At 67.7% G+C, this 24,857-nt stretch carries 26 protein-coding genes and 1 tRNA gene; 15 read left to right on the top strand and 12 right to left on the bottom strand.

What is annotated here, in order from left to right; translation table 11 throughout:
• The first annotated feature begins 40 nt into the window (after nt 1-40).
• The 4 genes from cobC to ABD210_RS00730 all read left to right on the top strand — a co-directional run bounded on the left by cobC (nt 41) and on the right by ABD210_RS00730 (nt 4,241).
• Complete coding sequence (gene cobC / locus ABD210_RS00745; RefSeq protein ID WP_344107426.1) at nt 41-1,084, top strand: Rv2231c family histidinol phosphate aminotransferase CobC; 1,044 nt, start codon at nt 41-43, stop codon at nt 1,082-1,084.
• A gap of 112 nt (nt 1,085-1,196) precedes the next feature.
• Nucleotides 1,197-1,520: a hypothetical protein gene (locus ABD210_RS00740; protein WP_344107423.1), complete on the top strand. Its 324-nt coding sequence runs from the start codon at nt 1,197-1,199 to the stop codon at nt 1,518-1,520.
• Nucleotides 1,521-1,522: 2 nt separating this feature from the next.
• Nucleotides 1,523-2,935, top strand: a complete 1,413-nt coding sequence (locus ABD210_RS00735) for a cupin domain-containing protein (protein ID WP_344107421.1) — start codon at nt 1,523-1,525, stop codon at nt 2,933-2,935.
• Between the two features lie 94 nt (nt 2,936-3,029).
• On the top strand, nt 3,030-4,241 hold the full coding sequence (locus tag ABD210_RS00730; RefSeq protein ID WP_344107419.1) for a sucrase ferredoxin: 1,212 nt from the start codon (nt 3,030-3,032) through the stop codon (nt 4,239-4,241).
• A gap of 65 nt (nt 4,242-4,306) precedes the next feature.
• Here the strand turns inward: ABD210_RS00730 and ABD210_RS00725 are convergent, their stop codons facing one another.
• Complete coding sequence (locus ABD210_RS00725; RefSeq protein WP_344107418.1) at nt 4,307-4,906, bottom strand: gamma carbonic anhydrase family protein; 600 nt, start codon at nt 4,904-4,906, stop codon at nt 4,307-4,309.
• 498 nt (nt 4,907-5,404) lie between these two features.
• On the opposite strand from ABD210_RS00725, the gene ABD210_RS00720 reads away from it, so the two are divergent.
• Nucleotides 5,405-6,109 carry a hypothetical protein gene (locus ABD210_RS00720; protein ID WP_344107416.1) on the top strand — a complete coding sequence of 235 codons (705 nt, stop codon included), beginning with the start codon at nt 5,405-5,407 and terminating at the stop codon, nt 6,107-6,109.
• Nucleotides 6,110-6,409: 300 nt separating this feature from the next.
• On the opposite strand, the gene ABD210_RS00715 is transcribed toward ABD210_RS00720, so the two are convergent.
• Both ABD210_RS00715 and ABD210_RS00710 read right to left on the bottom strand, forming a co-directional pair.
• A complete protein-coding gene (locus ABD210_RS00715; RefSeq protein WP_344107414.1) occupies nt 6,410-7,627 on the bottom strand; it encodes an MFS transporter in 1,218 nt (405 codons plus the stop codon).
• Nucleotides 7,628-7,781: 154 nt separating this feature from the next.
• On the bottom strand, nt 7,782-9,020 hold the full coding sequence (locus ABD210_RS00710; RefSeq protein WP_344107412.1) for an MFS transporter: 1,239 nt from the start codon (nt 9,018-9,020) through the stop codon (nt 7,782-7,784).
• Between the two features lie 335 nt (nt 9,021-9,355).
• On the opposite strand from ABD210_RS00710, the gene ABD210_RS00705 reads away from it, so the two are divergent.
• From ABD210_RS00705 to ABD210_RS00695, 3 genes are all read left to right on the top strand, one after another.
• A tRNA-Ser gene (locus ABD210_RS00705) sits at nt 9,356-9,444 on the top strand.
• Nucleotides 9,445-9,560: 116 nt separating this feature from the next.
• The gene (locus ABD210_RS00700; protein ID WP_344107411.1) at nt 9,561-10,124 is read left to right on the top strand and encodes a dihydrofolate reductase family protein; all 564 of its coding nucleotides are present in this window, start codon (nt 9,561-9,563) and stop codon (nt 10,122-10,124) included.
• Between the two features lie 532 nt (nt 10,125-10,656).
• Nucleotides 10,657-11,196, top strand: coding sequence for a hypothetical protein (locus ABD210_RS00695; protein WP_344107409.1), 540 nt, complete (start codon nt 10,657-10,659; stop codon nt 11,194-11,196).
• On the opposite strand, the gene ABD210_RS00690 is transcribed toward ABD210_RS00695, so the two are convergent.
• Nucleotides 11,187-12,155 carry a helix-turn-helix transcriptional regulator gene (locus ABD210_RS00690; RefSeq protein WP_344107407.1) on the bottom strand — a complete coding sequence of 323 codons (969 nt, stop codon included), beginning with the start codon at nt 12,153-12,155 and terminating at the stop codon, nt 11,187-11,189. The genes ABD210_RS00695 and ABD210_RS00690 overlap by 10 nt on opposite strands.
• A 63-nt stretch (nt 12,156-12,218) precedes the next feature.
• Here ABD210_RS00690 and ABD210_RS00685 point away from each other — a divergent pair, with 63 nt between their 5' ends.
• The 4 genes from ABD210_RS00685 to ABD210_RS00670 all read left to right on the top strand — a co-directional run bounded on the left by ABD210_RS00685 (nt 12,219) and on the right by ABD210_RS00670 (nt 15,927).
• Complete coding sequence (locus ABD210_RS00685) at nt 12,219-13,373, top strand: epoxide hydrolase family protein (protein ID WP_344107405.1); 1,155 nt, start codon at nt 12,219-12,221, stop codon at nt 13,371-13,373.
• Nucleotides 13,374-13,615: 242 nt separating this feature from the next.
• The gene (locus tag ABD210_RS00680; RefSeq protein WP_344107403.1) at nt 13,616-14,212 is read left to right on the top strand and encodes an MEDS domain-containing protein; all 597 of its coding nucleotides are present in this window, start codon (nt 13,616-13,618) and stop codon (nt 14,210-14,212) included.
• 110 nt (nt 14,213-14,322) lie between these two features.
• Nucleotides 14,323-14,670, top strand: coding sequence for a YciI family protein (locus tag ABD210_RS00675; RefSeq protein ID WP_344107401.1), 348 nt, complete (start codon nt 14,323-14,325; stop codon nt 14,668-14,670).
• Nucleotides 14,671-14,676: 6 nt separating this feature from the next.
• A complete protein-coding gene (locus ABD210_RS00670; RefSeq protein ID WP_344107400.1) occupies nt 14,677-15,927 on the top strand; it encodes an RNA polymerase sigma factor in 1,251 nt (416 codons plus the stop codon).
• Here ABD210_RS00670 and ABD210_RS00665 read toward each other — a convergent pair.
• The 3 genes from ABD210_RS00665 to ABD210_RS00655 form a co-directional block, all read right to left on the bottom strand.
• A complete protein-coding gene (locus ABD210_RS00665; RefSeq protein WP_344107398.1) occupies nt 15,913-16,104 on the bottom strand; it encodes a hypothetical protein in 192 nt (63 codons plus the stop codon). The genes ABD210_RS00670 and ABD210_RS00665 overlap by 15 nt on opposite strands.
• A 76-nt stretch (nt 16,105-16,180) precedes the next feature.
• The gene (locus ABD210_RS00660) at nt 16,181-16,999 is read right to left on the bottom strand and encodes a YybH family protein (RefSeq protein WP_344107396.1); all 819 of its coding nucleotides are present in this window, start codon (nt 16,997-16,999) and stop codon (nt 16,181-16,183) included.
• A 90-nt stretch (nt 17,000-17,089) separates the two neighbouring features.
• A complete protein-coding gene (locus ABD210_RS00655; protein WP_344107395.1) occupies nt 17,090-18,055 on the bottom strand; it encodes a sigma-70 family RNA polymerase sigma factor in 966 nt (321 codons plus the stop codon).
• 346 nt (nt 18,056-18,401) lie between these two features.
• On the opposite strand from ABD210_RS00655, the gene ABD210_RS00650 reads away from it, so the two are divergent.
• Nucleotides 18,402-19,226: a ZIP family metal transporter gene (locus ABD210_RS00650; protein WP_344107393.1), complete on the top strand. Its 825-nt coding sequence runs from the start codon at nt 18,402-18,404 to the stop codon at nt 19,224-19,226.
• On the opposite strand, the gene ABD210_RS00645 is transcribed toward ABD210_RS00650, so the two are convergent.
• Together ABD210_RS00645 and ABD210_RS00640 are read right to left on the bottom strand one after the other, a co-directional pair.
• A complete protein-coding gene (locus ABD210_RS00645) occupies nt 19,207-19,398 on the bottom strand; it encodes a hypothetical protein (protein ID WP_344107391.1) in 192 nt (63 codons plus the stop codon). The genes ABD210_RS00650 and ABD210_RS00645 overlap by 20 nt on opposite strands.
• 436 nt (nt 19,399-19,834) lie before the next feature.
• A complete protein-coding gene (locus ABD210_RS00640) occupies nt 19,835-20,686 on the bottom strand; it encodes a glycoside hydrolase family 16 protein (protein ID WP_344107389.1) in 852 nt (283 codons plus the stop codon).
• A gap of 90 nt (nt 20,687-20,776) precedes the next feature.
• Between ABD210_RS00640 and sigJ the strand changes: the two genes are divergently transcribed.
• Both sigJ and ABD210_RS00630 read left to right on the top strand, forming a co-directional pair.
• On the top strand, nt 20,777-21,646 hold the full coding sequence (sigJ, locus tag ABD210_RS00635) for an RNA polymerase sigma factor SigJ (RefSeq protein ID WP_344107387.1): 870 nt from the start codon (nt 20,777-20,779) through the stop codon (nt 21,644-21,646).
• Between the two features lie 152 nt (nt 21,647-21,798).
• Nucleotides 21,799-22,350 carry a DUF4240 domain-containing protein gene (locus tag ABD210_RS00630; protein WP_344107385.1) on the top strand — a complete coding sequence of 184 codons (552 nt, stop codon included), beginning with the start codon at nt 21,799-21,801 and terminating at the stop codon, nt 22,348-22,350.
• A 20-nt stretch (nt 22,351-22,370) separates the two neighbouring features.
• On the opposite strand, the gene ABD210_RS00625 is transcribed toward ABD210_RS00630, so the two are convergent.
• From ABD210_RS00625 to ABD210_RS00615, 3 genes are read right to left on the bottom strand one after another with little or no spacing between them, the layout of a single operon-like run.
• Nucleotides 22,371-23,063, bottom strand: coding sequence for a hypothetical protein (locus tag ABD210_RS00625; protein WP_344107383.1), 693 nt, complete (start codon nt 23,061-23,063; stop codon nt 22,371-22,373).
• A gap of 55 nt (nt 23,064-23,118) precedes the next feature.
• Nucleotides 23,119-24,354 carry an RNA polymerase sigma factor gene (locus ABD210_RS00620; protein ID WP_344107381.1) on the bottom strand — a complete coding sequence of 412 codons (1,236 nt, stop codon included), beginning with the start codon at nt 24,352-24,354 and terminating at the stop codon, nt 23,119-23,121.
• A complete protein-coding gene (locus tag ABD210_RS00615) occupies nt 24,351-24,704 on the bottom strand; it encodes a YciI family protein (protein WP_344107929.1) in 354 nt (117 codons plus the stop codon). The genes ABD210_RS00620 and ABD210_RS00615 overlap by 4 nt, the downstream gene beginning before the upstream one ends.
• Between the last annotated feature and the right edge of the window lie 153 nt (nt 24,705-24,857).

Raw genomic sequence — 24,857 nt, 5'->3', positions numbered from 1 at the left:
TCGCCCTCGAGCGAGGCCGGATCCGGGTTAGCCTCCTCGGGTGACGGCTGACGAGTTCGACCTCGACCACCACGGCGATCTGGAGGTCGGCAACGGACTGGTCGACCTCGCGGTGAACGTCCGGGCCGGTACTCCGCCTGCCTGGCTGGTGGAGGAGATCACGGCCAGCCTCGCCGACCTCGCGTCGTACCCACGCCAGGACGCGACGCTCGCCGCCATCGCCACGCGGCACGGCTGCGACCCGGACGAGCTCCTGCTCACCTCGGGTGCGGCCGAGGCCTTCGTGCTGATCGCCCGGGCCTTCCGGCCGAAGCATCCCGTCGTCGTCCATCCACAGTTCACCGAACCCGAAGCGGCCTTGCGATCGGCCGGGCATCTGGTCGACCGGGTCATCCTGCGGCCCGAGGACGGGTTCGTCCTGGACCCGCGCGCCGTACCGGCCGACGCCGATCTGGTGGTGATCGGCAACCCGACGAACCCGACGTCGGTCCTGCACCGCGCCGACGATCTCCGCGAGCTCGCGCGCCCGGACCGGATCCTGGTCGTCGACGAGGCGTTCATGGACGCAGTACCGGGCGAGCCCGAGTCGCTCGTCGGCGCCTCCATTCCCGGCCTGATCGTGATCCGGAGTCTGACGAAGACGTGGGGACTTGCCGGCCTGCGGATCGGGTACGTCGTGGCCGCGCCCGGGTTGATCGAACAACTCGCGGCGGTCCAACCTCAGTGGCCGGTGTCCACTCCTGCACTGGCTGCGGCAATTGCATGCAGCAACAAGCGCGCCCTCGACGAATCGGCCCAGGCAGCCCTCGACATCGACCGCCAACGGGCGTACCTCTTGGATGGACTCGCCTGTACTACGGACGCCACCGGCCCGGGTTCGACGTACGGGGTGGCTCGTGGGCCTTTTGTGCTGGTGCGGGTGGAAGGAGCGGTCGGCGTTCGGGAGGCCTTGCGGGAACGGGGATTCGCGGTTCGGCGCGGCGACACGTTCCCCGGTCTCGGGCCGGAGTGGCTGCGGATCGCAGTACGGCCCGAGGCCGTGACGGACGGGTTCTTGAAGGTCTGGCGCGACGTGCTGGGCTGATCAGCTGATCGCTGCCGAACCGATTGGCCGCTGTAACCGGCGCGAGGGTTTAACCCCGATCTACTTTGCGCACAGGGGTGTTCACCGAAGCACTTTCGAAGGGAGCAGCATCATGGGTCTGAACGACGACGACATGACGACCTCGTCCGGGGACGAGGGTCTGGCCGACGGTGGGGCGACACCCGGCGCTACCGATGGTGGTGCTGACGGCGGCGCGACACCTGGCGGCGGCGATGGTGGTGCTGACGGCGGTGCGGACGGTGGTGCCGGTGATCGCGGCGCGGACGGTGGTGCTGACGGCGGTGCCTCGCCTGGTGCGGGTGATGGCGGCGCGGACGCAGGTGCCGACAGCGGCGCCGAAGGACCTGCCGACGGTGGTGCCGATCCGAGCGCGACCGATGGTGGAGCCGACGGCGGTGCGGGGCGGAGCTCCTGACATTGGTTACCTCGCAGCCGGAGACCGGGCAGCCACCGGACGGGCCCCCGGCTCTCCGGCGGTGCGTCGCGGGTGACCCGGAAGAGTTCGCGAGCAGCTACTGGGGTGCGCGAGCTCTCTTCTCCCATGCCACCGACCTGGCCGCCGCGCCGGAGCTGGCCGCCGCGCCGGAGCTGACGAGTGCGGCCGGTGCGCGGACGCTGCCACGCCTACCAGAGTTGCCGACGGCAGCAGACCTGCATACCGCCACCGAACTGGCGAGCGAGCCGGACCTGCCGAGTGCAGGGGATGCGGCGCAGCGGCCCGGCGGCTTCAGCGATCTGTTCAGTTTGGACGCCGCCGACGAGCTGCTGTCGCGGCGGGGATTGCGCACTCCGTTCCTGCGCATTGCGAAGAACGGCAGCGTGGTCGGCGACGGGCAGTTCACCGGACCGGCCGGGGTCGGCGCCGAGATCAACGACCAGATCCGCGACGACAAGGTCGCCGCGCTGTTCGCCAGCGGCCACACCGTAGTCCTGCAAGCCCTGCACCGGACCTGGCCGCCGCTTGTCGACTTCGCCACGCAGTTATCCGCCGAAGCCGGGCACCCCGTGCAGATCAATGCGTACATCACGCCGGCCGAGTCACAGGGCTTCTCCGCACACTATGACGTCCACGACGTCTTCGTACTGCAAGTCGCAGGCGAGAAGCACTGGACGGTGCACGAACCTGTCCACGTCGATCCACTACGAAACCAGCCGTGGACGGATCACTCTGCGGCCGTCGCTGCAGCCGCACGGGACCAGGCGCCGGTCATAGATGAGGTGCTGCGTCCAGGCGACGCCCTCTATGTGCCGCGGGGCTTTCTGCATTCAGCGAGGGCTCTAGGTGGCGTGAGCGCGCACCTGACCGTCGGCCTGCACACGATGACGCGCTTCCTGCTCGTCGAGGAGCTAGCCGCACTCGCCGCGAACCAGGTGGAGCTGCGCGCTGCGCTGCCGCTCGGGTTCGATCCGGGCGACCCGGCCCAGGTTGCGCAGCAGTTGGAGAAGGTTGCTCCGCTACTGGTCGAGCAGATCCGATCAGCCTCGGCAGACGAGCTCGCAGTACGCCTACGCCGCCGCACGTGGTCCGGCAACCGCCCCGCCCCGCTACCCCCACTCGCCCACGCCACCGCGATAGCCTCCCTAGCCATCGGTACTACGGTCCGCCTGCGCGCGGGTCTCCGATACCGTTTGGTGCAAGGTGATCCTGTCCTCCTGCAGCTGGCCGATCGCACGATCTCCTTGCCAGCGGCAACTAGTGAGGCTGTCGCCCAACTTTGCTCAGGTGACGAGATCAGGCTCGGCGACTTGCCCGGCCTGGACGAAGCCGACCAGCTGGTCCTGGTGCGCCGCTTGATGACCGAAGCAGTCGTGGTCGCGAGCCCCCAGTGACCCAGCCCAGCTCATGCGCGAAGCGACTCGCGGTTCCGGGAGGTGCTGCGAGTGATGCCGGTGTTGCTGGGGCGGTCGATTCCCGAGGTATTCCGTGACGGAGGCGCCGTATCGGCCGACGAATGCGCGCTATCGGCCTGAGACGGGCTGTGCGGCATCGGCCGGCCGTCGCGGGGATCTGCTGGCCGCCTCGGCGCCGCCGGCAGAACGCTGGCTCCTGATCGAGTGCCGCGACGCCTGGCCCCGCGACGCCCTCACCGCCCTTCACCGCAGCGACCCTCCATCCGTCGAAGAGGAACCGACGAGCGAACGTGCATCCGCCGAAGGGAAACCGACGAGCGAACCTGCATCCGCCGATGAGACACCGACGAGCGAACCTGCATCTGCCAGAGGGGATTCGGCGGCCGCCGAGGGTCTCCGCGGAGTACGTCGGGCAGGTGGTGTCGGCGCGGATGACATTGGGGCACAGGTGGCGCGGTTGTGTGCTGCGATGGGCTGTCGACCAGTGTTGATCCGGCGCTACGGACGGCACGATCGCAATGCGCCGCGTCGCTGGGCATTCGTCGACAGTCGCCCAGGACAGGAGTCGATCCGCTGGGGTGAGCTGCCCGGCGACGAGCACCTGCTCGACGTACTGACCGGCAAAGACCAGGGCACGCCGAGCACCGAACCCGTCTACCTCGTCTGCACCCACGGCCGCCATGACGCTTGCTGTGCTGTCTGGGGCCGTCCAGCCGCAGCCGCCCTAGCCGCCGCGTACCCAGACAGAACCTGGGAGTGCAGCCATGTCGGCGGAGACCGCTTCGCCCCGAACGTGGTCCTCCTCCCACACAGCCTCTTCTATGGCCATGTTCCGCCTTCCCGCGTGGCCGAACTGGCCACTAGGTACGAGGACGGCCTCATCGTCCTCGAGTTCTTCCGCGGCTCAGGCGCGTTCCCCCCGCACGTCCAAGCCGCCCAACACTTCGCCCGGGCCGCGGGCTACTCCCTGGCCGTCGACGCCCTCCGCCCCATCGCCATCCACCAACTAGCCCCCAACACCTGGCATGTCCGCCTCGCCACCCACCCGCAAACTCAGCTCCCATCCCATGCAGCCACCGGCCGGCGGGACCGCGCGTCCGGCGTGCTCGCGAGTCCGACTGCGAGCGTGCCGCCGGACCAAGCAGCGAACCAGGCGTCGGTCGACGTGATCACCGTTGAGGTCGCCGCCCACCTGGTCACCATCGATGGCGCCATGACCTGCGCCTCCAAGGCCCCGGGCCGAGTCCGCCAGTTCACCCTGATCAGCCAGATCCATGCGGCCTGACGACGAAAGGCTGCCCGACACCACCGCCCGGCGGCGGAGGGCGTGTCCGGTGGGCCGGGGCGGTGCTAGTTGTCGGGGAGCAGGCGGTCCTCCTGGTGGGAGCCGTAGTAGCTGGATTGGCGGGCCATGATGTCGCGCATCGGGGTGCCGCGCGGGACGCCATAGACGGTGCCGGGGAAGTCCAGGTCGCGCTGGATCGCCCACAGTTCCTCGTGCCGGTCGGGCGAGAAGAGCTGAGCCGGGTCGCCGACCGCGATCCAACCGATCGGCAGGACCGCGCCGGGTTCGAGGCGTGAGTTGACGTGGAGCACGCTGTTGATCCGCAGTTCGGCGCCTGCGCCGGCCACCGAACCCGGGAACAACGCGGCGCCCGTGGCGATGAAGACCTCTTCTTCGACCGTGGCGCCGTTCACGTGGGCATGCGGACCGACCAGGACCGCGTCGCCGATCAGTGCTGGATGGTCCGCCCGGCCGCGCACCAAGGCGTTCTCCATCACCACACTGTTCTCTCCGAGGCGGACCTCTCCGTTCTCCGCGGTCAGCACTGCGCCATGCAGCACCCTGCTGCCTTCGCCCAGCACAACTGCTCCACAGAGCACTGCTGACGGCGCCACATAGGCGGACTCCGGCACGACCGGTCGCCGGCCGCGGTGTTCGAGCAACATCTGGTATTCCTCTCGTCCTGCATCACCTCGACATTCAGCTAGGGCCAGTTCTACCGTCGCGGGGCTCTCCACGCCCGGGCCCTCACTGCCCGGGCGGCCTCGTCCGGCACCGGCCGTCCACATCAGAGGTGGGAGGTTCGACCGATCGAACGAAGATCTGGGAGTGGCAGATGGAGAAACCGCGAGCTATGGAGAGGACATTAGAACACCTGTTCGAACGTTGCAAGAATGCCTGACAAGTCAGCCTGTGATGTCTCAGGACATGGGTGACAGTTCTGCATCAGGACATCGGTGACACTCGATCTCTCAAGACATCGGTGACACTCATGGCCAACCACGGCATCTGCTCGGCCTGACCGGACGCGCTCGCTCAGCGGCAGATGAGTGCGTTTCCCGAGTCAGCGTTTAGTAGCGCCACAGCAGCGCCAGGGTGGGCCAGGGCGTAGATCGGGGTGATCCCCGTTGATGATTGCGGCTACACAAGCGCATGCTGTGGCCGTGAACAAGGTTTCGCTGACGGCGCCGACCCCGGCGTTCGGGGAGCGGGTCGTGGGCGCGGCGGCGATCGCGTTGGTAGCGTCGTTGGTCATCCAGAATGCGGTGCTCGTCTGGGCCGGAGCGCCCGGCTACGGCGACCCGATCGAGAAGGTGCTCGCCTTCCACGCGGAGAACCGCGGCGCGGTCGCGATCGCGGTCGGCTCAGAGGCGCTGAACCTGCCGCTGCTGCTCGTGTTCGTGACCGGTTTCCACGGGCTGGTCGGGCGTCGCGGGGGTGCGGGCGCCGACTGGTCGCGCCTCGCGGTGGCCGCGGGCGCGACTCTCGCGGCGGTCTTCGCGCTCTACGCGGTTCTGTGGAACGGAGTCGTATTGTCCGCCGGCGAGCTCGCCGAGCCGAGCCCGCTGTTCAAGCTCGTCTGGCAGCTGCATGCAGGAGCATTCGCTCTGGCGCTGCCGGCGCTCGGCACCACCTTCATCGGCGCTGCGCTGGCGGCGCATGCGAGTCGGCTGGCGGCGCCGTGGCAGCGTGTGCTCGGCGTGGCCGGGGGAGGCCTGCTGATCGCCGCCGGGGTGGCCAACCTCGCGATCGCTGACGGCTCGCCGATCGTGTTCGTGGGGCTACTCGGCTACGCCGCCTGGCTCGTGTGGCTGCTGGTGACCGGGGTACGGCTGGTTCTGATGCCCAGGAAGGTCGGCGCTGCCTAGGAACCGTTCCCGCCACGCGGCAGCCCCGATACAAAGATTGCGTCAATCTGGGCGACCGAAGTGACACGACCGCTCATCGGCAGATCCGGAAGGACATGCCTTGCACGCCGGGCCGAAGAAGTGTCACCACCAAGTGCCCCTGAAGCGTCACCGATGTCCTGATACAGATTCGTCACCGATGTCTTGAGACATGACACCTGACAAGTCAGCCGAAAGCCGACGCCGGCCGCAGACCCGCAGTACGGGACGCGGCCGCGCGGACCGCCGAGACCAGCCGCAGACCCGGAGTACGGGGAGCTACTAGTTGCGGCGGACAGCGGCGTCGGGAAGGACGCGCTCCAGGGCCACGATGGTCCCGGCGGCAAGCAGGGCGAGCAGCGAGATCGCCAGCCAGGGGAACTCGTGTCGTACCTCGAAGAGCTGGGCGAAGAAGGCCGGCACCAGGACGCTCGCGAAGGTGAACGAGTACTGCCAGTACGACAGATACTTCCCGTGTCCCTGCGTCGGCGCCACCGCCGCTGCCAGCGCATTAGAAGTTGCAGCGTGCAGCACGTCAGCGCCGGCGAACACGACCGTCGCAACGACCAGCCCAGGCACGACCAGCGCAGCCGGAATGTGCAGCAACCCAGCCATGAGCAGTCCCCACATTGCCCAGAGCACCCCGGCAAGCACCATCACATTGGTCCGCCGTCGCTTCTCGGTATGCCGCACCACCAGCGTCTGCCCCGTGGCCAACACCACGGACACACCAGCGAGCAGTACCCCGACGATCCACTTCGGCGCAGGCAGTACCTCGCTCACGTACACCGGCAGCCCAATCCCCATCAGCATTGTGCAGAGCGCGAGAATCGTATTCGCGCCGATCAACACCAGGAATGCTTTGTCCTTCCGGAGCAAGGGCGCGTCCCTGACGTCCTCCGCGGCGGTTCTCGAGTGCGCACCGTGGATCCGCAGCAGCAGGGCCCCGGCGATGAAGAAGGTGACCGCGTTCACCGCCATGGCGATCAGGAACGGCCGATCGCCGTCGAAGGTCAGCAGCGCACCGGCCGCGAGCGCGCCGAGCCCGAACCCGGCCGCCTGCATCATCCCGCCCAGCCCGAACCACCGATCGCGATCGCCCGGATCCGAGATGTCCGTGAGCAGGCTGAAGATCGACGACCAGAACACCCGCTGTCCGACCGTCGTCACCAGCGCGCACAAGAAGAGCAGCCACAGCGACCGCCCGAAGAAGAATCCTGCGAACGCAAGCCCCTGAGCGAACTGCGCCCCGACCACCAGATTGCGCGGTCCGACTCGATCGATCACCACACCGACCGCCGCCGGCGCCGCAATGGAGAACAGTGTCGCGACGGTCAGCACGATCCCCGCAGTACCGAGCGGGATGTCTGCGACCCGCACGAAAAAGAGCAGTAGCAGTGGACCGGCACAACCGCCGCCGAAGGAGTCGATCATCAGGCCGGCGAGCAGGGGTGCGCGGCCGCGGACGTTCGGCAGGCCGAGGGACGTGGCTGTGGGCATGGTTGAGGGCATGGTTGAGTGCTCCGATCGGTATGGACTCGGCCCACTCGCAGCAACGGCCACGAGACCACTTCACCGGGGACTTTCCCCGATTACAGTTGGGGCTCTCGGCCGAAGACATTAGCAACCCCGGCCGGGAGCCCCCAACCCAATTTCAGCTCTGCGGCGCCGCCGCCCGCACAGACACGTGCCGCAGCGGCCGCCAGACGACCGCGGTCGTGATGACCATCCCGCCGAACGCAACCGCGAACGGCGCCACCAGACCGAACCGCTGAGCCAGTACTCCGCCCAAAAGCGACCCGACCGCGGCGCCTCCCACTGAAGCCAGCATGTAGACGCTGTTCACCCGGCCCATCAGCGCATCCGGAGTGGCGAGCTGTCGCGCGGTGGTCGACACGATCCCCCAGACGACCGCGTGTACTCCGAACACGGCCATCGTGGCGCCCGCCACCCAGGGACTCCGGGTTAGCGCCAGGATCAGGTGGACCGTCGTCTCGATCACCAGTCCGGCCCGGAGCAGGGTGAGACTGCCCACCCGTGGTTCGAGCAGGTGGTAGACGGGCATCCCGGCGACGGCGCCGATCGCCCCGGCCGAGATCAGCAACCCGAACTGAGCGTCGGTGAGCCCAAGCCGTTCCCTCGCGTACAACACCCAGGTCGCGAACGCCGCGCAGAAGGTGATGTTCATGACCAGGATGGCGCACGCCAGAGTGCGTACCCCCGCGTGGTTCCAGAGCCAATGAATCCCCTCCCGTACTTCGGTCCACAGCGGCGTACGGGCAGTCTCCGCAACGACCGGAGGTCGTGCGCTGACGCGGGCGACCAACGCCGCGGCGGCGGCGAACGTCACCGCATCGAGGAGGAGCGGCACCCCTGCGCCAACGGCGAAGAGCAGCGCCCCGATGGGAGGGCCTCCCAACTGGTTGAGCACGGTGCCCGTGGCATACAGCCGGGCGTTGGCTTTGCCGAGGTGCTCCTTGGGGACGGTCGTGACCAGCAACGCCCCGGCGGCGTTGTCGGCCAACGTCTCCGCGGTGCCCAACAAAAACAGGGTCAGATAGACAGCCCACAACGGCGAACTGCCAGCCAGTACTGCGAGGCCGAGAGCACCCAGTACTACGGCGCGAAAGGTGTCGGCGGCAACGACCATCAAGCGGCGGTCGAGCCGATCGGCCAGGGCCCCGCTGAACAAGGCGAACAACAGCCAGGGCAGTTGCTGGATGAAGGCGGCGGCGCCAACCGCAGCCGGTTCGTTGGTGATCGAGGCAACCAACAAGGGGCCGGCGGCGACCAAGGCGCCGTCACCGAGATTCGAGATGGCCGCGGCGGGCCAGATCTTGCGGAAGTCCTGGCCCAGTTCAGCGGGCAGGAGAAAAGAACGGAGGGATCGCATCGGTAGCTCCAGAGGGCATGACGACAGACTGGACCGGCGACGCCGATCGACGCCACCAGGTGGTCCGGCCGAAAAGCCCGAATCAGCAGTCGCTGATCAGCGGGACGACCGGACGGTGCTTGCCATGTCCTCCGATGACCTGGACATCGCTCTCACCTCCGTCTTCGATGCGGACGAGCGGCCGCCCCGCTCCGTCCTCGGCCAGACCCTACCGTCACGCCCCGCCAGCCGGTACTCGATTTGACGCTGGCCCCAGGGCTTCTTGGGCACTGAGTCGGCCGGGGCGCTATTCTCGACGATCGGCAGCCCACACCGGTCCTCCGGTGCGGCCGCCTGGAGGGTTCGCATAGTGGCCGAGTGCGCTGGTCTTGAAAACCGGTATGGCGGGTGACCGTCATCGTGGGTTCGAATCCCACACCCTCCGCTCATCTCGTCCCGAAAGTCGCTCTGACTACCGCCGAACTCAGATCGCGCATTGATCAGTTCCTGCGCCGAGCCGATCTAGACTCCCGAGACCGGCTGACAGAAAGGCATGGCGCCATGCGGAAACTGATCTACGGCATGAACCTGACCCTGGACGGCTACATCGCCGCGCCCGGCGGCGACATCGGCTGGGGCGGGCCGAGCGACGAGCTGTTTCAGTGGTGGCTCGACCAGGAGTCGGCGATCGGGCTGTTGATGTACGGGCGCAAGCTGTGGGAGGCGATGAGTTCCCACTGGCCGACCGGCGACCAGCAGCCCGACGCCACCCCGGCGCAGATCGAGTTCGCGCGGAACTGGCGGGACACGCCGAAGGTGGTGTTCTCCTCGACGATCGACAAGGTCGACTGGAACACCCGCCTGGTCACCGGTGACGCTGTAGCGGAGATCACCCGACTCAAGGCCGACGACGGCGAGCCGATGAGGGTCGGTGGCGCCACGCTCGCTGGGGCGGCCATGCGGGCCGGGTTGGTCGACGAGTACGAGATCGTCACCCATCCGGTGCTGGTGGGCGGCGGCACACCGTTCTTCACCGCGCTGGACAGTTGGGTGAACCTGAACCTGGTGGAGACGCGGACGTTTCCCGGCGGCGTGGTCCTGACCAGGTACGAGACGAGGCGTTGAGCGCGAACGCCTCCTGCATCATGTCGTCGACGCCTCCGACGCGGATTCCTCTGCTGCTGGGTCCAGGGACGCTGGCGATTCATGAGCACGCGGGTCCGCAAGCATGGGCCACCACATAGGCGGAAGCCGAACCAATCGGTTCGACTCGGCCAGCGTCGGTGTCCTGGCCGCCGCCGAGACGAGCGCCGTCTCGCCGACACAACTGCCAAGGTCGACGTCGGTCTCAGGACTCCGGCTAGCGGGTAGGCAGAACAACCGGTGGCCGTGAAGACAGGAGTCCTCGGGGTCGCGAGGCTGGAGGAGTTCACAAGTGTGGTGGCGCCGCCGGCGCCGGCGACGAACACCACAAGAGGCAGCTATGTCCACCAGGACAAGACACGCCAGACGCCGGCGGGAGGGTCGCGGAATGTCGTCAACTACTGATCCACGCGGCCACGCCCGACCGGTGAACGGTGCTGCGTTAGCCGACCACGCCCACGATCGTTCCGATCGAGTTGAGGCCAACGCTCGACTGACCGCGATGGTGGGAGTCGTGCTGCTGGTCCTGTTCACGGCCGAGGTCGTAACTGTCATCCTGGGCGCCAAGCAGGTCCTGTCAGCACACGCCGCCATAGGCTATTTGCTGATTCCCGTCGTATTGCTCAAGATGGCCAGTACGAGCTGGCGAATGATTCGGTACTACCGCCGCGACGCCGACTATCGAAGGCACGGGTCGCCAACCTTGTTCCTTCGGGTACTTGGCCCTGTTCTGATGGCACTGACCCTTGTCCTGCTAGTCAGCGGCGTTGTCACCTATATCGGGCCGTCGTGGGCTCATCCGACGGCGTTGCTCACGCATCAGACGTCCTTCTACCTTTGGCTCGCCGCCCTTGCCTCCCACGTGATTGCGCACTTTCTTGAGACTTTCCGCCTGACTGCAAGGGATTTCTTGCCGCGGCGGGGCCGCATCGCTTCAGGTCCTTGGTGGCGGCGTAGCGGTGTGGTGGCGGGTCTTGCGGCTGGGGTCGCGCTCGCCCTCATCCTTTCGGGGCACGCGAGTACCTATTTGGCTCAATATCACCATCACCGGTGACCGCGGTACTGATCCGTCGCGCGGGCGAGCCGGGTTGCCAGCGTCCTAACGTGCTCGACGAGTTCCGGGGGTTCGTGCACCTGGAACTCGAACCCTTTGGTTGTCACGTAGATGGCTAACTCGTCCAGCGAGTTGGAACCCGCCCGCAGGGTGCAGCTGTGTTCGTCGATCGGCTCCAACGCTCCAGTTGTGGGGGCGATCCGCTCCGCCGCGGTCTCGGCGCTGACGTGCAGGGTGAACCGGGCCTGGTAGCGGTAGGCCGAGGTGGAGATCGCCCGCGAGGTGTAGCCCCTGATATCGGGGTCTGGTGGGGTGCGCGGGGTGAACCTGGGGCCGGTGGGCGTGCGCGGGTCGAGGCGGTCCACGCGGTAGGTGCGCCAGTCCTGGCGGTCGACGTCCCAGCCGATGAGGTACCAGCGCCGGCCCGCATGCACCAGTCGGTGAGGCTCGGTCGTGCGGATGCTGCTGGTTCCGTCGTGAGTGCGGTAGTCGAAGCGCAGGCGTAGTGAGTCTCGGCAGGCTGCGGCGATGGCGGTAAGGGTGCTCGGGTCGACAGTGGGGCCAGTGTTGGCCATTGGCACCGTCACCGACTGCAGGGCGTTGATCCGGTGGCGCAGCCGGGACGGCAGTACCTGCTCGAGCTTGGCCAGGGCCCGCACTGCGGTCTCCTCGATGCCGGTGATGGAACCGCCGGCGCCAGTGCGCAGGCCCATCGCGACCGCGACGGCTTCGTCGTCGTCGAGCAGCAGCGGTGGCAGGTCCGCACCCGCACCCAGCCGGTAGCCGGCGGTGCCCGCGGTGGCCAGCACGGGGTAGCCGAGGCCGCGCAGCCGGTCGATATCGCGGCGCACGGTGCGCGGAGTGATCTCCAGACGTTCGGCCAGTTCGGCGCCGGACCAATCGCGTCGGGTCTGCAGGAGCGAGAGCAGTCGCAGCAGCCGTGCCGAGGTTTCCCACATGGTCTGAAGTCTGCCATTGGCCTAGGACTCAACCTGACCTAACCGGCTCCTAGGGTTATCGGCATGGAGAACAACAGCGAGATCCGGCCCTTCACCATCGACATACCCCAGGCTGACCTGGACGACCTGCGGGACCGGCTCGCCAGGACCCGGTGGGCCGCGGACCTGCCCGAGGTCGGCTGGAGCCGCGGGGTGCCGGTGAGCTACCTCAAGGGGCTGGCCGAGTACTGGCGCGATGGCTACGACTGGCGCGTCTACGAGCGGGAGCTGAACAAGTACCCGCAGTTCACCACCGAGATCGACGGGCAGAACATCCACTTCCTGCACGTGCGCTCGCCGGAGCCGGACGCGCTGCCGCTGATCCTGACCCACGGCTGGCCCGGCTCGATCATGGAGTTCCTGAACGTCATCGGCCCACTGACCGACCCCAGGGCACATGGCGGCGACCCGGTGGACGCGTTCCACCTGGTGATCCCGTCGATCCCCGGCAGCGGATTCTCCGGGCCGACCGGCGAGGCCGGCTGGGACACCAACCGGGTGACCAGAGCATTCGCAGAGCTGATGGACCGACTCGGCTACGACCGCTACGGCGCCCAGGGCGGCGACACCGGCGCGGTCATCTCCCCGGGGCTGGGCCGGCTCAACCCCGACAAGGTCGTCGGCGTGCACGCGAACGGGCTCGCCGCGTTCACCGAGATCAACCCGGACGAGGTGGGGGAACTGGCCGAGGCCGAGCGGGCGCGGCTGGATCACCTGCAGTACCTGAAGACCGAGCAGTCCGGCTACATGATGATCCAGATCACCCGGCCGCAGACCCTGGCGCACGGGCTGCACGACTCCCCGGTCGGGCAGTTGGCCTGGATCGTGGAGAAATTCAAGGAGTGGACCGATCCGGCCGCCGAGCTGCCCGAGGACGCGGTGGACCGGGATCTGTTGCTCACCAACGTGATGCTGTATTGGCTGACCGGCACCGCTGGGTCCTCGGCCAACAGCTATTACGAGACCGCGCATACCGGAGCCTGGGGCGCGAGTGAGCGTTCCACGGTGCCGACCGGGGTCGCGGTGTTTCCTATGGATGTGTCGATCCGGCGCACTGTCGAGCTCGAACACACTGTCGTGCACTGGTCCGAATTCGGCCGCGGCGGCCACTTCGCCGCCATGGAGGCCCCCGACCTGCTCGTCGGTGACGTCCGGGAGTTCTTCAGCAAGCTGCGCTAAACCACCGCGGCGCCGACCTCGATCAGGTCGTTGCGAGGTAGTGGGACTGGGCACTATCTGAAGGGTGCGCTATTCATTGGGCCGGGCGGGCCAGCTGCATTGGCCTGATTGGCTCTAAGCAGGCGCGCCGGGTTGAGAAGTCGTTGGGATGGACGGCTGCGTACATCACTGATTTGAATGGTGCACGGCGGTCGTATCGTCGATTTCGGTCCAAGGGAGCTTCTGACGACGGGTGGCGGTTCATGAGCGAGCAGGTCGAATTGGGGCTGTCGGGCCTGGCGGTGCCGCCAGGGACCCATCTCTGTGCCTTCTTCCGGGGCCGGGAGGAGCGCAACGCGATCGTGCAGCCGTTCCTCCGGGAGGGGGTCAGCTCGGGGGCCAGATGCATCGGCGTCCTGGAAGGGCCTAGCGAGGGGTCACTCGCGCAGGAGCTGGGCATTGCGGCCGACCCGCCGCAGCTCGAGCTGAAAACCGCCAGGCCGACCTATCTTCCTGGCGGAGAGTTCTCCCGCGCGGACTCGCTTGCCTACTGGGAGTCGGAGGCAGCAGAGTCGCTCGGTTCTGGAGCCTGGCCGTTCGCCCGGTTCACAGGTGAGATGACGGCCGAGGTGAACCTGGCCATCCCGTCCGAGGAGTGGATCCAGTACGAGTCGGACCTCAACCGGTTCGTGCCGCGGTATCCGCAGATCCTGCTCTGCCTGTACGACCTGCTCGACTTCAGCGGCAGCGAACTGTTCGTGGACATCGTCAAGACGCACCCGATGGTCTTGATCGGTGGCACGATCTTGGAGAACCGGTATTACCTGGACCCCGACGAGTTCGACCATGCCCATGCATGACCTGAGATCTGCTGAGGATCATCGTCCGTGGATGTCCTTTCCGGGATGCCCTGTTCGTTCCATTCTTGAGGGACCAAGGTGGGCCCTGAAGGTAGCGAAGGAGTGTTCCGATGGCGCAGTACCTTGCATTGATCTACAGCGCGGACGTGGACTGGTGGGCACCCGAGCAGGCGGATGAGCTCGCGGAGTACCGCAAGTTCGCAGTGGACAACGCTGACAGCATTCGGGCGAGTGCCGTGCTGCACCCGACCAGCACTGCCACGGTTGTGCGCGTGGAAGGCGCCCGCGGCGGAAATGTGGTCACGACCGACGGACCCTATGCCGAGACGAAGGAAGCCCTGACCGGGTTCTACCTGATCGAGGCCGCAGACCTGGAAGAAGCGGTGGCGATCGCGGCCGAGCTGCCTGCGGCGTGGAACGGCGCCGTCGAGGTGCGCCCGGTCATCGCGGCCAAGTAAGCAGCCGTGGGTTCCGAGCAGGACATAGTCGCCGAGACGGTCCGGGTCGAAGGTTCGCGAATCCTCGCGACCTTGATCCGGACCGTCGGCGACGTGCAGCTGGCCGAGGACGCAGTACAGGAGGCAACCCTGGCGGCACTCGGCGCCTGGCCGGTCACCGGCGTGCCGCCGCAGCCGCGTGCGTGGCTCACGGTGACCGCGCGGAGAAAGGCGATCGACATCATCCGGCGCGAGCGGGCTCGCCCGGACAAGGAGCAGGACGGGTTGCGGATGATCGAACTCGCGAGGTCCGACCTTCCACCGGACGACGTCGTCCACGACGACCTGCTGCGCCTGATCTTCACCTGTTGCCATCCCGCGCTCTCACCGCCGACCCGAGTCGCCCTCGCGCTGCGGACGCTGTGTGGTCTCTCGCCCGCGCAGATTGCCGGCGTCTTGCTCACCACCGAGGTCGCCACGACGAAGCGCCTCACCCGCGCTCGGCAGAAGATCGCAGCAGCCCACATCCCGTACCGCGTGCCGGCGGCGGATGAGCTGGCCGGACGGTTGCCGGCCGTGTGCGGAGTGATCCACAGCCTCTATACCGCCGGCCATGCGCCGGTCGATGGCGATGATGCCTACGACGTCGACGCATGCGCCGAGGCGATCCGACTGGCCGAACTCCTGCACGGGCTTCTTCCGGATCAGACGATGCCGGCCGCAGTACTGGCGCTGTTGCTGCTCACGGAGGCCCGCAGGCCGGCGCGGCTCGATGACCACGGTGATGTCGTGACCCTCGATCAGCAGGATCGTACTCAGTGGGATGTGACGGCAAGCGACCGCGGCATCGAGCTGCTGAATGAGTCATTGCGACGCTCGCGCGGGCAGGCGGACGCCTATCAGATCCAGGCCGCCATCGCTGCGGAGCATGCCCGGGCGGCCAGCTACGAGAGCACCGACTGGACGGAGATCCTGCGGCTCTACGACTTGCTCGTGTCGATCGCGCCCAGTGATGCCGCGGGCTTGGGTCGGGTGGTTGCGGCGACCGAAGCGGCCGATCCCGCGACCGGGCTCGCCCTGCTGGCAGAACTCCCGCCAAGTCCGCGCTGGCATGCGGTTCGTGCCGAACTGCTCGCCCGCGAGGGCCGGTACGCCGAGGCTGCGGGAGCGCTCGCCGAAGCCCTCGACGGGCCGTCGACGCAGCCGGAACGACAGCACCGAGAACGACGGAGAGAGACGTTCCTCCAGCTCGCCGGGCCTCCGTCAGGCGAGAGCTAGCTGTGCAGCTCTATGCGAGAGCCGCCACCAGGTGTCGAGGTTGCGGGCGAGGTGAGTCAGGCGGGCGTGGGTCTGCGGGACTTCGGGGGATTGGGGGCCGGTGTGGACCCGGAACAAGGAACCAGCGATCCGCGCCAGGGCGCGGCCGGTGGTCGGATCGGCGATGGGTGCCGGCATCGGGACGCCCACACCGAACCGCCGCGCAACAGGCCCGACTCCATCGCGACAGCATTCCACAGCCGGCTCGTGATGGTCAGGGCTTCAGATCGGTCCGGGCGGCGCCGGTGGTGGCGTCGATCGGGTAAGAGAGATGCTGGTGGATCAGCTGCCAGCCGTCGGCGTGGCGTTGGAAGACACGGGTGGCTCTGGACCAGGACTCGGTCGGTCCGTCGTTCGTTTCGGCGGCGATGTGGTCCAGACCCCAGGCGATCGCCAGGTCGTTGCGGGCGAGGACGGTGAGGTCGGGGGTGGTCAGGTCGACCTTGCCGGAGGCCAGTTCGAGGCCTGCCTTGCAAACCTCCCGCACTGCGGGCTTTCCGGCGTACTGCAGCGGACCGGCGTGCTCGTAGGAGACGACATCGTCCGCGATGTTCGACATCAGGCCGTCGAGGTCTTTCGCGGCGGTTCGTTCTGACCAGTGGTCGTGGAGCCCTCGTACTTCGGACTCCAGGACATCAGGCGGTGTCTCGTCGGAGGGGAACGAGTGGTGCTCGTGGGTGACGGTCCAGCGGCCGTTCTCCTTGCGGAGGCCGAGGGTCAGGCGTAGGCGGGTATCTCCCACGTCCGCCGGCAGACCGCATTTCAGCAGGGCGAAGGCGAAGGCGACATCCGCCCCGGAGGTCACCTCGAGGGAGACGATCTCGAAGACCGCGCCGGACGCCTGCCATTCGAAGAAGCCCGGCCAGGTCTCGCCGTATGCCTCGAGGCCGCGGACCCCGTCGTGCGGCGGCGGTACGTCGAACATCACGATGTCCGCGGCGTGGTCCTCGAGAACCGTCGCCAGGTCGCCCTGATGAACGGCCTCGGCCCATCGTTCGATCAGTGCCCGGATCTCCTGTTCGTCTGCGTTCATCGGCCTGTTCCTTCCAGCGGTGTGGGGTTGATCTGTCACTGCTAGAACCCGCGCCACGACCGAAACTCATCGCGAACCGCCGAAACCTCGTCAGCCGGGCAGTTCCGTCGGCAGGTCGAACTCCGCGAAGTCCGCGTCCAGGAACGAGACGACCTCGGCGATCGACGACCCGCGCACGGTGATCACGTCGAGCCCGGCCGCGACGTACCGGTCGTCGTGCCACAGGTAGGTGCCGAAGGCAAGCTGCCCGTTCGCCCGGGCGGGCAGGAACCGCCACTGGTCCCGCAGTGGGCCGTCGACCAAGAACCCGCGGATGCCTTCGTGGCCCTCGAACCACATCGGCAGCGGCGGCATCGAGTACTTCGCGTCGTCCGTCAGCATCGCCACGATCGCCTCGACGTCGCCGGCTTCCCACGCGGTCAGGTAGCGCCGGGCCAGATCACGCTGCGCGGACTCGCCGAGGTGGCCGAGGGTTGCCTGTTGAGTTGCGTCCGGCAACGAGTCGCTGAGGACCTTCCGTGCTCGCTGCAGCGCGCTGTTGACGGCAGCAACCGTTGTGTCGAGTAGGTCGGCGACCTCTCGCGCTGCGAATGCCAGTACGTCGCGCAGGAGCAACACCGCGCGCTGCAGAGCCGACAGGTGTTGCAATGAGGCGACAAAGGCCAGCTCGACGCTCTCCAGCGCAACCACGCGTGCCTCCGGGCTCAACTGCGAAGTCCAGTTGAGCCTTGACTCCGGATACGGCTCCAGCCAGGCAGTGTCGGTCTGTGGAGCAGTGAGATCGGTGGGGATCTCCCGACGACCTCTGCGCTCGATCAGCGTGAGGCATCGGTTGGTGGCGATCTTGTAGAGCCACGGCCGCAGCCAGACACCCTCGAATCGGCTCAGGCTGCTCCAAGCCCGGACAAGGGTCTCCTGGACGGCGTCGTCTGCGTCGTGATCGGAGCCCAGCATGCGGTAGCAGTGCGCGTGCAACTCACCTTGCAGCGGTCCGACGAGCTGCGCGAAGGCGTGCTCGTCGCCGGACCGTGCGGCATCCACCAGTTCCGTCTGCACTCAACGCACGCTACGACACCTCGGACACAGGAGCGCGACACCAGTTCCAAGGTTGCTCAGCCTCGCCGACCCGCCGACGTCGAGAACTTCCTGGACGACCCGGGCCGCCAGACACATCTGTCCGGTCCGATCGCCCAGAGGCTGATGAAACGCTCCGACGAGCTGGTCGCCAGCCCTCCGAATATCGAGCAGCTGGACCTCCTCGCCAGCAAATTGCCCAGCTAGCGGAGCGTGCTCGGGCAGCTGCGGAAAGAAGTCGAGCTCTTGAGAACTTGTTAGGCAAGCCTTCGCTGACTTATGGTCGATCGGCCAGCAGAATCAGCTGCTGCTTCCCAGGAGACGCCCCATGTCAGGTTCCAAGATCGCCTTGCTCGGCGCCATCGCCGGCCTCACCATCTTCCTCGGCCTCCCCATCGGCCGGTTGCGCAATCCGGCGCCTCGGCTGAAGGCCAGCCTGAACGCGATAGCGATCGGGATCCTGGTGTTCCTCCTCTGGGACGTGCTCGGCGCGGCTTGGGAGCCGGTCGATGTCGCGCTCGCCGACAAGAATTGGGGCAGCGCGACGGTCGACGCGGTGGTGATGACGATCGGTCTGGCCGTCGGCCTGCTAGGGCTCGTGCGCTACGACCGGTGGATGGCGGGACGCAACGCCATCGGGAAGTCGGAAGGTCCCGGCGCCGCCGCGACGACGGAACTCGCCCGTGCCAGTGCGAATACCGCGGCAAATCTGGCGCTGATGATCGCGGTCGGTATCGGCCTGCACAACTTCGCCGAGGGCCTTGCGATCGGCAACTCGGCCGCCGCGGGCCAGATCAGCCTCGCAGTACTGCTGATCATCGGGTTCGGTCTGCACAACGCGACCGAGGGTTTCGGCATCGTCGCTCCGCTGGCCGCCGGTGGGGTACGGCCGTCCTGGGGCACTCTCGCGATGCTCGGCCTGATCGGCGGCGGCCCGACCTTCGTCGGCACCCTGATCGGCCAAAGCGTCACCAACGACACCCTGTCCGTGGCGTTCCTCGGCTTGGCCGCCGGCTCGATCCTGTACGTCGTCATCGAGCTTCTCGCCGTCGCCCGGCGGGCCAACCTGAAGGAACTCACCACCTGGATGATCCTGGTCGGAGTTCTGCTCGGGTTCGCAACCGACGCTGTCATCACCGCTGCCGGCGTGTAGCAGCGAGCCAGCTCTCCAAGGTCGCAGCAGCCTGACCGCTGTCGATGGCGCGGACCACCTCGTCCATGGCCCAGAACGCGTCGGCATCGGTGAGATCTCGCCAGCTGAGCAGGGCGGAGATGATCCCGGACCACGTGCGGTCCGTAGTACGCAGAATCGTTGCCGTCGGCAATCCTCGGGGTGCTGGGGCCGACCCGACGAGGCTGGGGAACGCAGAACGGCCGCCTCGTCGAGGCGGCCGGGGGCTTCGCGTTTCGGGTTTCGCGTTCGCGCAGGAGTAGGGGCCGCCTAGTCGACGGGCCACCAGCTGTTCGGACGCGTGATCACGCGAAGACGATAGCAAACCGGATCGCGGGCTCGGCCGGGTCTTTCATCCGTCGCTGGATCCGTCGGCGGAGGCAGTTCTTCGGCGGACTCGGCCTGGCTGCGCACGGGGGGCGGACCGCCAGCACTCACCAACCGCCGGGGCTGCGTCGTGTCGAGCAGCGGTTGAGCGTCGGCGGGGGCTCGGACGGGGAGGTGAGGAGTTGAAGGTGAGTGCCGGCGGTCCGGCCCTAGTCCTCGAGGGTCCCGGCGCTTCGTCCTGGAGGGTCCCGGCGCTTCGGCCGCTAGTCCAGTGGAGTGCCCGCGGTCGAGTCCCAGTTCTCTGGGAGGCCGTTGGAGGACCAGGACTGCGGTTGATTCACCGTCAAGGCGGGCTGGTAGCCGCGGATGTGGTCGACCACGAGTTCCGGGACCAGGGCTGTGTCGTCGCCGGTGGACCAGTCGGGGAAGTCGAAGACGGCGAGCATCAGCTGCATCGGGTACGCCGGCGGGCGCGGGCAACTGCGGACCAGTTCGCCGTCGACGAAGAAGTCGGCCCCCTCGGGGGACCACTGCACGGCGTACGAGTGGAAGTCGGCGACCTCGATCGGCAGGCGTACGGCCTCGAAGTCCTCCGGCACGGACGGATCGCGGAACGTGTGCAGGCCCATCCCGACGGCCGTCGAGCCCGGCTGGACCGCGTTGCCGAACATCTCGGTCACACAGATCTCGGAGCAGCGTTCGGGGCGGTCCTCGAGGCCGACCATCCAGAACGCGACCATCGAGCGCGGCGAGACCACACCGCGCGCGCGGAGTTCGATGTATCCGCCGTCCGGGGTCCAGCCCCAGAACGGCTCCTGCTCCTCGCGGACGTGCAGGCCTTCGCGGTACGGCTGCTGGCCGATCGTGCTGCCGACGGGCCCGGAGAAGTTGCCCGACTGGATTCCCGACACCCGCATCGGCGGCGTGTGATCGTCCGCACACCACAAGCCTTGGTCCGGTGGGATGGTCAGGTGCAGGCAGGAGTCTTTGAGCTCGTACGCCGCTACTGTCGCCGCGCGCGAACTCCACTGCGGCAGGTAGTGCGGGAACCACGCGGCACCGAGCTCCGAGGAGTCGAAGTCGTCTTCGAAGACCAGCTGGAAACCTTCGGGCACGACCCAATCATCGATGGGCGCGAGCCGGCTGTCACATAGTCGAGGGTGAATCCGTCAACCTGTTGACGAACGGAACGGGAGAACTCAGCGGTGGATGAACTTGCGGAGAAGTTCGAGCAGAACCGGGCCCAGCTGCGGGCCGTGGCGTACCGGATGCTCGGCTCGGCCAGCGAGGCGGAGGACGCGGTCCAGGAGGGCTGGCTGCGGCTGAACCGGTCAGACGTGAGTGAGGTCGCCAACCTCGGCGGCTGGCTGACCACGGTCGTTTCGCGGGTCTGCCTCGACCTGCTGCGCAGCCGGAAGTCGCGCCGTGAGGACCCGCTGGACTACTTCGTACCGGACCCGATCGTGACCCGGCTGGATCCCGAGGAAGAGGCCCTGCAGGTCGACTCGATCGGGCTCGCGATGCTCGTCGTGCTCGACAAGCTCGCGCCGGCCGAGCGGCTCGCGTTCGTCCTGCACGACATGTTCGGCCTGAGCTTCGACGAGATCGCGGCGATCGTGGACAAGACTCCCGCCGCGACAAGGCAGCTCGCCTCACGTGCGCGGCGCCGGGTCCAAGGCGCCCCCGCGAGTGACGGCGACCGCGGCCGGCAGCGCGAGGTGGTCGACGCGTTCCTCGCCGCCTCCCGCGGCGGCGACTTCGAGGCGCTGCTCGCCGTCCTCGACCCGGATGTCGTACTGCGTGCCGACGCCGGTACTGCGTCTGCCGACTCGTCGGGCCCGGCGGTTTCCAAGTTGGTCCGTGGCGCCCGTGCCGTCGTCGAGCAGGCCCTCACCTTCACCAAGCTCGCGCCGTACTCCCGCCCAGCCCTCATCAACGGACTCCCTGGCGTCGTCACGATCGTCGGCGACACGCTGATGGGCGTCATGGACGTCACCGTCCACAACGGCAGGATCACCGAGATCAACATCCTGGCCGACCCCACCCGCCTCGAACACCTGGCCATCTCCGCCTGACCAGCCCCCGCCGAGGAGACGAGCCGCCGACGCTCGAACCACCCGGCAGCTCGTCAGCCTGCTGGCACGGGTAGTGCTCCCGACCGCGGTGCTGCCGATTTCTGTCCCGGTAGGCGGTTCTGGTGAGGAGGTTCTCGTGACACGATTTGGGGGTGGACGGTCAAAGGTTCTGGGAGTTGGTGGAGACGGCGCGGGCAGAGGTCGACGACACGGTCGCGGATCCCGATGGAGTCGCGGACGCGTTGAGTGACACGCTCGCCAAGTTGCCGGCGGAGGACATCGTCGGCTTCGGCGCGGAGTTCGAGCGGCTCCAGGCGGAGTCGTACCGGTGGGACCTGTGGGGCGCGGCGTACCTGATCAACGGGGGCGTCTCCGATGACGGGTTCGACTACTTCCGTGGCTGGCTGGTCGCGCAGGGCCAGGAGATCTGGGAGGCCGCGCTGGCCGATCCCGACTCGCTGGCGGACGTGGTCGACGAGGATCTGGGCGAGGAGTTCGAGGGCTTCGACGGCGAGGGCATGCTCGGTGTCGCGGCGCACGCCTACGAGTCGGCGACCGGGAGCGAGGCGGGCTTCTGGGAGGCCGTCGAGGAGGCCGGCACGGAGGCGGACGACATACCGGCCGGTGAGAACTTCGACTTCGACGACACCCGCGAGATGCGATCCCGGTTCCCCCGCCTGGCCGCGCTCTTCCTCACGGACTAGCTGCGGCCCCGGGAAAGGGATCAGACGGGCTCGCCGCTGAGTCGCTCGATGAAGGTGCGGAGGCGGCGGCGCCAGGCGGGCTGGGTCAGGTCCTCGTCCGCGACGGCGAGGCTGACCAGGTGCTGGGTCATCTCGAACCCCGCCACCGCCTCGCGCAACGCGGTGAGAGCCTCATCCGGTACTGCGTGACGCCCGTGGTCCGGTTCATCGTGGTCCTGGCCGGTGGGGCGGCTCACCCAGCCGGTGCCGAAGGTCGCGGGGACCAGTAGCCCCGGGACCAGGGACTCGTGGCTCAGTGCGGCCAGGTCCTTGCTGCCGTTGTCGATGCTGAAGATCGTCGTACCCCGGCGGCGCACGTCGTCGATCCGCTCGAGCAGGTTGTCTGCCGGGGTGCTCTCAGCGACCACCAGCAGGGATTCGCCCCGGCCCGCCTCGCGGAGCCGGTCGAGCCCGATCGACAGATGCGGCGGAGCATCCGGGGGCGGGGACCAGCGGATCAACGCGGGCCGGATGTCGTCGATGCCGACGCGGTGGAGCTCGTCGTCCAAGTGTGCGGTGAGGTGCCACGGCTCGTCCTGGGCCGGGCCGAACAACATCAGCCCACCGGTGCGGGTGGTGAACCTGCGCAACGAGTGCGCGAACTGGGTGGTCCGGCTACCCAGCTCGGTGCCGGTGAGCATCTCCCGCAGAAGGGACGCCTTGGTGAGATCCACTCCCCAAACCTGACACATCCCCCCGGGCCGACGCGACTCGGAGTAGTGACTTGCGTCAAGAACCGAGCCGGTCCGCTTTGGATTGCAGGTAGTTGCGCTCCGGGACACTCGTCGTACGACGGGCCGCCAGCAGGTAGCTCTCCCGCGCGCCCTTGAGGTCTCCCGACATCTCCAGCAGGTGGGCTCGTACGGCTTCCAGCCGGTGGTGATCCGCCATCCGGCCGTCGGACTCCAGCGGCTCAAGCACCGCGAGTCCCTCCTTGGGGCCGGTCGCCATCGCCACCGCGACGGCGTGGTTCAGCGTGACCATCGGGTTGTCCGAGATCTGCTCCAGCACCTGGTAGAGCGCCACGATCTGGGGCCAGTCCGTCTCCTCGGCCCGCTCGGCCGTGTCGTGCACCGCGGCGATCGCCGCCTGCACTTGGTACGGGCCGAGCTGCGTCCTCGCCAGCGCATCGCTGACGAGGGCTTCTCCTTCTTCGATCGCGTCCTTGTTCCACAGCGAGCGGTCCTGGTCGGCCAGTGGGATCAAGGCGCCCTCGGCGTCCGTCCGGGCCGGGCGGCGCGCATCCGTGAGGAGCATCAACGCGAGCAGGCCCGCGACCTCGCCGTCATCGGGCAGCAACCGGCGAACGCCACGAACCAGCCGGATCGCCTCGGTGGTCAGCTCGGCACTGTGCAGATTGGTGCCGGAGGATGCCGTGTAGCCCTCGTTGAAGATCAGGTAGAGCACATGCAGCACAGCGCCCATCCGGGCGTCACGCTCGGCCTCGGGTGGCATCTCGAAAGTGCTGCCGGCCTGCTTGATACTGCGCTTGGCCCGGCTGATCCGTTGTGCCATCGTCGTCTCCGGCACCAGGAAGGCCGCGGCGATCTGCGCGGTGCTGAGACCGCCGACAGCCCTTAAGGTCAAGGCGATCTGCGATGCGGCGGACAGGGCGGGATGGCAACAGAGGAACAACAGGGTGAGCGTGTCGTCCCGGCCGCCCGGATCGTCAATTTCAGGGCTCGGGGCAACGAATTCCTCGGGTGCGGCCAGATTGGCGGCGTTCTCCTCGCGCCGGCGCCGGGCGGTCTCGCTGCGCAGCAGGTCCATCAGCCGCCGCGAGCCGACCCGGATCAACCACCCTTTCGGATTGTCCGGCACACCCTCTTCCGGCCATTGCTGGGATGCCGACAGCAGGGCCTCCTGGACGGCCTCCTCGGCCAGGTCGAAGTGCCCGTAGTGCCGGACCAGGGCGCTGAGCACCTGCGGCGTCTGCTCCCGGAGCAGGAGGTCGAAGTCGCTCACATCTCCAGCCCTGACGTGTCCATCACCGGTCGCACCTCCACCGCCAGGTACTGCGCGTCCGGCATCCGGGCCGCGTAGGCGATCGCCTGATCGATGTTGTCGCATTCCACCAGGTAGAAGCCTGCCAGGTGTTCCTTGGCCTCGGCGTACGGGCCATCCGTGGTGGTTGGCGTGTCGTCCCGCACGGACACGGTCCGGGTGGTGATCGGGTCGGCCAGGCCGGCGGAGCTGACCAGCAGGCCCTGCTCGGTGAGCTCGTGGGTCAGTTCCTCGTGCGAACGGGCCAGCCCCTCGCGCTGTTCGGCGGACAGGCCGGCCCAGCTCTCGGGGTTGCTGTAGATGAGCAGCATGTACTTCACGGGCACCATCCTGACGGTCGCGGAGGCCGTTGTGACCCCCTCTCACCGTGTACGTCGGAACCGGCTCGGCTGATTTCGACAGAAATGTCGAGGTGGTGACGCGGAGACCGACGTCCCGGGCGAAGAGGCGCTCAGCCGGGGCGT

Origin of the sequence: Kribbella alba, assembly GCF_039529635.1 — a bacterium.
GTDB lineage: Bacteria > Actinomycetota > Actinomycetes > Propionibacteriales > Kribbellaceae > Kribbella > Kribbella alba.
Note: the sequence above shows the minus strand (reverse complement) of the source record. Positions and strands in the feature narration are given on the sequence as shown.